The following is an 8702-nucleotide window of genomic DNA, read 5'->3' on the forward strand; positions in this document are numbered from 1 at the left end:
ACACTTTCTCAATAAAACGAGAACACATCGCCACCATTACCCTACAGATCCTTCGACTCACTTCGTTCGCTCAGGATGACGTTGGATGAGGAATTCTACTACATAACGTAGATAAACCATAGGCACAGTAACCGACCTATTTGGGTAACAGCGTTCACACTTCGTCATTCCGAGTGAGCGTGAAACACGAATCGAGGGATCTGCAAAGTAATCGTGCGAGAACTAATCGTTTTAAAGAATTAGTGTAAAGGAGAATCACTCCAAAACGTCTTCTCAATAAAACGACTACACATCTCCTACAATCCTACACATTCTTTAAATACAAAACAAAAATCTCTTCCCTACAACTAAGTCACATCATTATATGTCGTATCCGATATTTTCAATCAGCTTTATATAATAATTTAAAAATGGTGACTTCCATTTTTCTTTGTTGATGCTTGCACTTACTTCTGCATTTATTGTTGGTAAATTTGTTTCTAATATTGTAAAGTTTGAGTCTTCCAAGTGGTCTTTTACTACATATTTTGGCAAAAATGCCACGCCTTTGTTAAACTCCAAAAAGTTAATTATTGCAAAAATATTTTGTATGTGTATTTTTTTGTTAATTGTCAAACCATTATCTGCAAATAATTTTCTTAGTTTTTTGTTATAATAACTCTCCTCTTCAGTAAGCACAAATAATGTGTCTTCAAAAGTATCCACATTGATTGTGTCAACATATTTTTTATTTGTTATAAATACAAGGTCTGTTTTGGCTGTAAATATTTCATCAAATGAGTATTTGTTTCCTGGATCTGAAATTCCAAATACAATATCTAAGTTATTTTTTGACAGTTCATTGTATAGTTCGAAAGAACTTCCCGTTCGTATTTTTATCTCTACATTTGGAAATTTGTCTATAAATTGCGAAAATTTATGAACCATCTCGGAATAAAATAGCGACTCTATCGTCCCAACTCTTAGGGTTCCCTCCATCTCACTAAAATCTTTATTTAGGTAATTCATCTGAAGAGACAAGTTGTACATCTCTTTGGCAAGGACAAGAAATTTTTCGCCATATGAGGTCAAGTAAATTGACTTTCCTATTCTATCAAATAGTTTCACGTTTAATTCTTCTTCAATCTGTTGTATTTGCATGGTCACAGTGGACTGTGCATAGCCAACTTCATTTGCCGCTTTTGTAAAGCTGTTGTATTTCACAACTTCTAAAAAAGTGATTATGTTTCTAAGTTCCATAAATACCTCGTCCATTCATCAAAAATACTGATTGATAACATCTAAAACATCTATTTTACTTATTAAGTATGCCATAATATAATGACATTGTAAAGCGATACTATAAAAAAACAAAGGAGCGAAAGTTATGAAAAACATGGAATATTTAAAGGACAAACCTATTGCAGTTTTAGGTGGAGGAGCTGTAGGTAAAACAATTGCTGCAGACAGTAAATTAGGCGGAGCGGAAGTCAGATTATTTGACATTATGCCTTTTGCAGAAAAGTCTTTAAAAGGACTAGAAAAAACTGGAATTCTTTTAGATGGTATCCAAAGAAACAGAGACGGATTTGAAAGATCAGGAAAAGCTTTTTTAGATGTTATTACATCTGATATTGAAGAAGCTGTTAAGGGCGCAGGAATTATAGTTGTATCTTGTGGATCTTGGGGCCACGAACCTATTTTTAAAGAACTAATTCCTCATCTAGAAGATGGTCAAGTAATTATGATCTTTGCTGATAACTTCGGTTGTCTACTACTTAGAAAAATGATGAGAGATATGAACTGCGACAAAGATGTAATCATCGGCGGTTGGTCAAGTGCACCTTATGGAACTCGTATTGAGTCAATTAATGGATTCCAATTCCCACACGTTGGAGTTAAGTATAGAGCAATCACTCTAAGAGGAGCTGCTCTTCCAATGACTGATACAGATGCATTCTTAGAAGCAGGCAAGTATCTTCCAGCAATGGATGCAGTATATCAAGGAGACGGCCCTAGCAAAGGCGAAACAATTCTTGATATTGACTTTGCCAATGTAAACCCTGTAATTCACGTTCCAGCAACAATACTTGGCGTATCTACAATGGAAAACTGGGGAGTTATTTATTGTGGTCACGACAGAACTACTTATTCAATGTACAGCCACGGACTATCTCCATCAATTTGCGAAGTTCAATATAAATTCTACAACGAAGAAATTGCACTAGCTAATGAAATTGGTGTGGGTATTCCTAAGTATAAGAAAAAAATGTTCTTCTCAAGAAGAAGCGTGCTCACTCAAGAATACATGGGCTTAGATGAAAATGGCGACGACAATGTTGTATTCCCACTAGATCAACCATCTGATGAAGGAAACACTGGTCCAAACTCAATTCACCACAGATATATGACAGAAGACGTTCCAATTGGATGTAAAATTTATCACGATTTAGGCGTTCAATACGGAGTTAAAACACCTGTTATTGATTCAATGATCGTCCTCGCTGGAGCAATGCACGACAAGAATTTCTTTGAAGAAAGTAAGTACAACTTAGCATATCTTGGCATAGACGACATGCCTAAAGAAGAACTATTAGATTATTTGAATAACGGAGTTTATAATAGATAAACTTTTAAGAAGAGGCTTTAGTTTTTGTTATAAACTTAAGCCTCTTAATTTTTATAAGGAGTATTATTATGGATTTTAATTTTAATAGAGATTTTAAAGTTGAAAAATTTATTTTGGAAACTAAATGGGAAGATTTACCTGAAGATGTTAAGAAGCAGGCAATTTTATGCAGTGTCGACTTATTCAACGCCTTGATTTTAGGAAGTATGGGCGAACAGTTTAAGGTTGGTCTTGAATTTTCTAAAGATTTTTATAAAGATGGCGCCGTAAAAGTAATTGGTACAGAGGATATGTTGAATTTACCAGGTGCAGTTGTTGCCATGGCTCATTCATCAAATTCTTTTGATATTGATGATGGCTACAATTTGATAAAGGGACACCCTGGCACTTCATTTATAGCTGGACTTTTGGCAGCTTCATCTTTTAAAAATGTAAGTTATAAAAAATTTCTAGAGGCTCTTGTAATTTGTTATGAGGTTGGAATTAGAGCAGGCCTTGCCATCCAGGATCACTATGATTATTTACATAGTACCGGCACTTATGGAGCAGTTGGAACTGCCGTAGGCATGTCAAAAATAATTGGATTAAACAAAAAACAAATTAACAATGCTTTATCTATTGCTGAATTTCACGCACCTCTTACTCCAGTGATGAGATCTGTACAGCATCCTTCTATGAATAAAGACGGAGTTCCTTTTGGTGGACTAGTGGGAATGCAAGCAGTTCTTGAAACTTTATATGGAAGCACAGGTGTTGGATATTTACTTGAACTTCCTGAATATTCTAATTTTGTTGAGACTTTGGGCAAAGAGTTTATCATTAAAGATCTATACTTTAAACCTTACACATGTTGCAGATGGGCACACCAACCTATCACTGCTGGAATAGATTTAATTAATGACAACAATATTGATTACAAAGACATAAAAAAAGTAAACGTTTATACATTTAGTTCTGCTGCACAACTTAGCAAGATAAAACCAAAAACTACAGATGAGGCCCAATATAATATAGCGTGGCCTGTAGCAGCAGCTCTAGTTCATAAGGACGTTGGAATTAATCAAGTAAAGGAATCTGCCCTTGATGATGCGGAAGTTTTAGCTATGATGGATAAACTTTTCTTTAAAGTTGATCCAAAGATGGAAGAACAGTTCCCAGAAAAGAGACTTGCTTGGATGGAGATAATTACTGATGACGATAAAGTTTATAAATCTGAAGTTTATCAAGCTCCAGGTGAACACACTGATAATATCGATATCGACTGGATAGAAAAGAAATTTATCAAGAGAACTGAAGGCATAATTGACAGTTCTTCACAAAAAGAGATACTAGATATTTTAAAAAATAATCTAGATATAAACGTCAATGAAATAATTGATTTAATCAATAAAAAAATAGTTACTAAGGGGTGAACATTATGACAGCATATGATTTTTTAATGGATTTTGCTTTGATGTCAATTTTACTCTTTGTCGCTCAAATTTTGAGGGCTAAGGTGAGAATTATACAAAAGTTTTTATTGCCTTGTTCGTTAATTGCTGGATTCTTGGGACTATTTCTTGGAAATCAGTTTTTAGACATTATTCCATTTTCCGATGAAGTGGGAAGCTATCCGTATATGCTAGTTGTATTCTTATTTGCTTCACTATTTATTGGGAACAAGAGATCAGGTTCATTTAAAGATACGATGAACGAAGTTGGAGATACATTCTTAATTAATTCATCAGTATATTTTTTACAATATGCAATTGCTCTTGTAGTTGGCGGTTTGGTTTTAAGAACATTCTTTAAAGAAGTTCCAGATGCATTTTCCGTATTGATGCCAGGCGGATTTATTGGAGGTCATGGCGCAGCAGCTGCTTTTGGTGGTGCCTTTTCAGAACTTATTAACTGGGATGAAGCTCTACCTATAGCACAAACATTTGCAACAATAGGACTTGTCTTTGGCGTTCTTGGAGGAATTGTATTTATTAACATTGGTACAAGAAAAAAATGGACAAGATTTATCAGAACAATAAAAGAACTTCCTGACGGAATGAGAACAGGTATGAACCCACCTGAAGAGCGTGAAATTATAGGTAAAGAAACTATAAACAATATGTCACTTGACTCTTTAACTTGGCACTTTATGCTAATACTCATGGCAACTTGCGGAGGATATTATTTAACTAATTATCTTCAAGGACTATTCCCAAAACTTAGCATACCTATGTTTTCTGTAGCAATGCTTTTTGGAGTTTTGTTACAAGGAATACTTAAGGCTCTTAGAATTGAAGATTATGTAGATAAGTCTGCAATAAGTCACATCGGAAGTATGGCAACAGACTATTTGGTTTCCTTCGGTATAGCAACAATTAAAGTCTCTGTTGTAATAAAATACATCGTTCCAATATTAATACTAACTTTGATTGGTATATTGTTTGTAATTTTGTACTTATTATTTGTATCAAAAAAATTATTTTCAAAATATTGGTTTGAAAAAGGAATATTCATATTTGGTTGGTCAACAGGAGTTATCGCAATTGGTGTTACACTTCTTAGGATAGTGGATCCTAACTATCAAAGTAGGACTCTGGAAGACTATGGCATGGCCTATATATTCATTTCTTTTATTGAAATAGGTTTAATTGCAATTTTGCCAACTCTAATTGTAAGTGGATTTTCTCTAATAACAGGAATTGTCTTGGCAATAATTGGATTTATTCTACTTTCAATTTGTAAGAAAAAATATGGAGTTTTCAAAGATGATGGTTCAGTACTAAGACCAGGTGAGATAAAAGTAGATTTGTGATAGATAGGAGGCAAAAATGGCACAAGGTTTTTTGAGATTCGTAAAAGCGATAAATAGCGTTTTATGGGGACCCGCTGCTTTAGTATTCTTAGGATTAATAGGAATTTACCTAACAATTGGAACAAAAGGAGTCCACATAAAAAAATTTAAATACATCCTTTCAAGAACAATCGGTCAAGTCGGAAAGAAAAATGAAGATGACAGTGAAGGAGTATTAACTTCAGCACAGTCAATGTTTACATCTCTTGCATCAGTAATAGGAATGGGCAGTATAGTTGGAGTTGCATCTGCATTAATTTCAGGAGGGCCAGGCGCCATCATTTGGATGTGGGTTGCAGCATTTATAGGCATGATAATCAAATATGCAGAGATAATAATCATAATAAAATACAGAAGAAAAGCAGAAGACGGAACTTATGTAGGAGGACCTGGACTATATGTTAAAAACGGACTAAATATCCGTGGCCTTGGAGAAGTACTTGTGGCACTTATGGTTATAGTTTGTCTCTTAAGTACAATGATCCAGTCAAATGTAATAATTGAAAATGTTGTAAACATAATTCCAAATGCAAAAGATTATAAAATTGTAGTGACAATAATAAATATGGTTTTAGCTGGAATAGTAGTAATAGGTGGAATAAAGAGAATAGGCGATGTTGCAGAAAAATTAGTTCCGCTCATGTCAATATTTTATCTAATAGCCTCTATAATTGTTATAGTATTTAACTACCAAAACATAATTCCAGTTATTGGATTAATGTTTAAAGGAGCTTTCACAAAAGTAGCAGTTACAGGCGGAGCACTTGGATATGGAATAATGAAAGCAATGCAATTTGGTATAGCTAGAGGATTCTTCGTATCTGGAGCAGGTCAAGCAGTCTTTACAGTATCACATGCCCCTGCAAAAGTAAAAAATCCAGTGGAACAAGCAATATATGGAGTAACAGAAATATTTTTAGTAACAATAATATGTACAGCAACAGGACTTGCAGTGCTTACAAGTGGAGTATTTAGTGCAGACGGGAATGCTGCAATAATGGTTACAGAAGCTTTTGCAGAAACATCAAAAATATTTGGCTATGCAGTCGGAATAGCAACAGTTCTATTTGCATACACTACAGTAATAGGATTTGGATATATAGGAGAGTCTCAACTACAAACAGTAATATCATCCAAAAAAGCAAGATATTACAAAATTTTCTATTTAATAGCAGCATTTGTCGGCGGACTTACAGTACTCGATTCAATATGGGACGTAACAGACTTCTTCTTAGCAATAATCATGGTGGTTAACTTAATAGTCATACTTCTCGAGAGCAAAGAAATATTTAGCATAAGCAATGACTATTGGAAAAATTTAAAAGCCGAGGAGATGAAAAAATGAAAAAAATATTGATAATAAATAACGAAAAAGATGCCGATGACTTTGGTTGGATACCAACAATAAAAGAGGCCATATTAAAAATAGAAAAATGTGAATTTGAAGTGCTTCATCATAAAGAAATAAATGAAAAGACATTAGAAAAAATAAAACCAGATTATATCTATCTAACTGGCAGAGTAACTTATGATTGGGATTTAGAAGAAATACTATCTGACTATAAAAACGAAATAGAAATGATAAAAACTACTGACACACCAATACTCGGAGTTTGTGCAGGACATCAACTAATAGCAATAGCATATGGAGCAAACTTTGGAAAAATGATAGAAGTTGAGCCTGGCGAAGAAGACATAAGAGAAACAGGATTTACAGAAATAGAAATCACAAAACATGACAAAATATTTCACGGTTTAGATGAAAAATTTAGAGCATTTGAACTTCACAGAGACGAAGTAAAAAGTGTGCCCGAAGAATTTTATTTGTTGGCATCAACAGAAATGTGCAAGATTCAAGCAATGAAACATAAAAATAGAGATCTATACTCAGTTCAGTTTCACCCAGAAAAATATAACGAAGAAAACACAGACGGAAAAATAATACTAGAAAACTTCCTAAAACTATAAAATTGAAAATAACATATACTAATCCCCTGCAAAAAGTAGGGGATTAATTTTTATTATGTTGAGTAGTATGGAGGCGCGCCGCGTGGCATGTGGATAAGGGATTTGTAAATTGAGGATAAATAGCCTTGTCGTCTTGACTAGAAAACCTTACGAAAACTTAAAACAAAATAAAATAAAGAATTAAACAAAGGAAAAAAGGTATGTCAGAGGAACCGCTCGGGCCGCTAGGCCAAGTAACGTTCCCCTGACATATCCTTTTTTCTATTAATAAAGAATTTGGAAGGCCTACCACCCGTCATTCTGAGTGAAAGAAAATTCGCATAAATTTTCTGGGTCGCCGTGTACCCGGAAGGGTGAAGAATCTGCAAAGCAGTCAAGCGAGACCTTATTGTCTTAAAGAAAAGACCTCCCATCCGTCATTCTGAGCGAGCGTGAAATGCGGAGTCGCCGTGTACCCGGAAGGGTGAAGAATCTGCACCTTCTGGAGAAACAACCTATGCGTCTTAATAAGAAAACCCAACGGAGAAGATACTCCAAAACACTTTCTCATCAAAACGACCACACATCGTTCCCAAGTCTCTACAGATCCTTTATAGACCTAACAGAAATCTTTGATTTCGTAATAGGTCTTATGCTGTAAAGTGCGACTCCGTCGTCGTAAAGTTCCTCCTCCACTCAGTATGACAAATTTAAAGTTTTATTAAAATGAACAGACATATTTTAACAATCCACTTATCGATAAACGATAAATTTTTATTGTAATTCGATAATAACAGTGGTATTCTTTATTCAAGAGGTGTGTTATGAAAAAGTTTAGAGTTTTTTTGGTAGGTGCGTCCCTCATCGTTTTAATTTTTGCTTTGCTGTTTGCTTCTTATGAGCTAATTGCAATTTCTAAAAAGTTTGCGGAATTTTTCCCCGAGTTTTCTAATATGAGACTTCCCATGCTTGTGCTGTGCGAAATCATTGTTTTTGCGACGATTTTTGCTCTTGGTACTGGTTTTAGGTGCTTAATTTTTTATAGGAATGGAAATATTTTTCAAAAGTCAATGCTTAGAGGTCTTCAAAATATCGGCCTTTCTTTTGTGCTTTCTATTTTTGCAATGATTCTTATAATTTTTTATACGAATCTTAATTTGGACGGCTCTATTACCAATTTGTTCGTTGGAGTTGGTATTTTTATTTATTTGTTGTTGTCACAAGTTTTCTTCATTCTTTCGGACCTTGTTGCCGAGGGAACCCGTTTAAAAGAAGAAAATGATCTGACTATATGAGGTTTTTATGGGAAAGATAATT

At 34.4% G+C, this 8702-nt stretch carries 7 protein-coding genes; 6 read left to right on the plus strand and 1 reads right to left on the minus strand.

What is annotated here, in order from left to right; translation table 11 throughout:
• Nucleotides 1–360 precede the first annotated feature (360 nt).
• Nucleotides 361–1239 carry a LysR family transcriptional regulator gene (locus ACOX6R_RS06170; protein WP_433448354.1) on the minus strand — a complete coding sequence of 293 codons (879 nt, stop codon included), beginning with the start codon at nucleotides 1237–1239 and terminating at the stop codon, nucleotides 361–363.
• Between the two features lie 127 nt (nucleotides 1240–1366).
• Between ACOX6R_RS06170 and ACOX6R_RS06175 the strand changes: the two genes are divergently transcribed.
• From ACOX6R_RS06175 to ACOX6R_RS06200, 6 genes are all read left to right on the plus strand, one after another.
• A complete protein-coding gene (locus tag ACOX6R_RS06175) occupies nucleotides 1367–2608 on the plus strand; it encodes an NAD/NADP octopine/nopaline dehydrogenase family protein (RefSeq protein WP_433448356.1) in 1242 nt (413 codons plus the stop codon).
• 68 nt (nucleotides 2609–2676) lie between these two features.
• Entirely contained in the window at nucleotides 2677–4020 is a 1344-nt protein-coding gene (locus ACOX6R_RS06180) for an MmgE/PrpD family protein (protein WP_433448358.1), read from the plus strand.
• A gap of 5 nt (nucleotides 4021–4025) precedes the next feature.
• Nucleotides 4026–5399: a sodium/glutamate symporter gene (locus ACOX6R_RS06185; RefSeq protein WP_433448360.1), complete on the plus strand. Its 1374-nt coding sequence runs from the start codon at nucleotides 4026–4028 to the stop codon at nucleotides 5397–5399.
• A 16-nt stretch (nucleotides 5400–5415) separates the two neighbouring features.
• A complete protein-coding gene (locus tag ACOX6R_RS06190) occupies nucleotides 5416–6783 on the plus strand; it encodes an alanine/glycine:cation symporter family protein (RefSeq protein WP_433448362.1) in 1368 nt (455 codons plus the stop codon).
• Nucleotides 6780–7406, plus strand: a complete 627-nt coding sequence (locus ACOX6R_RS06195; protein WP_433448364.1) for a glutamine amidotransferase-related protein — start codon at nucleotides 6780–6782, stop codon at nucleotides 7404–7406. The genes ACOX6R_RS06190 and ACOX6R_RS06195 overlap by 4 nt, the downstream gene beginning before the upstream one ends.
• Nucleotides 7407–8209: 803 nt before the next feature.
• On the plus strand, nucleotides 8210–8680 hold the full coding sequence (locus ACOX6R_RS06200) for a DUF2975 domain-containing protein (protein ID WP_433448366.1): 471 nt from the start codon (nucleotides 8210–8212) through the stop codon (nucleotides 8678–8680).
• Nucleotides 8681–8702: the final 22 nt, after the last annotated feature.

The sequence above is a fragment of the Peptoniphilus sp. genome, assembly GCF_050943655.1.
Taxonomy (GTDB): Bacteria; Bacillota; Clostridia; order Tissierellales; family Peptoniphilaceae; genus Peptoniphilus_A.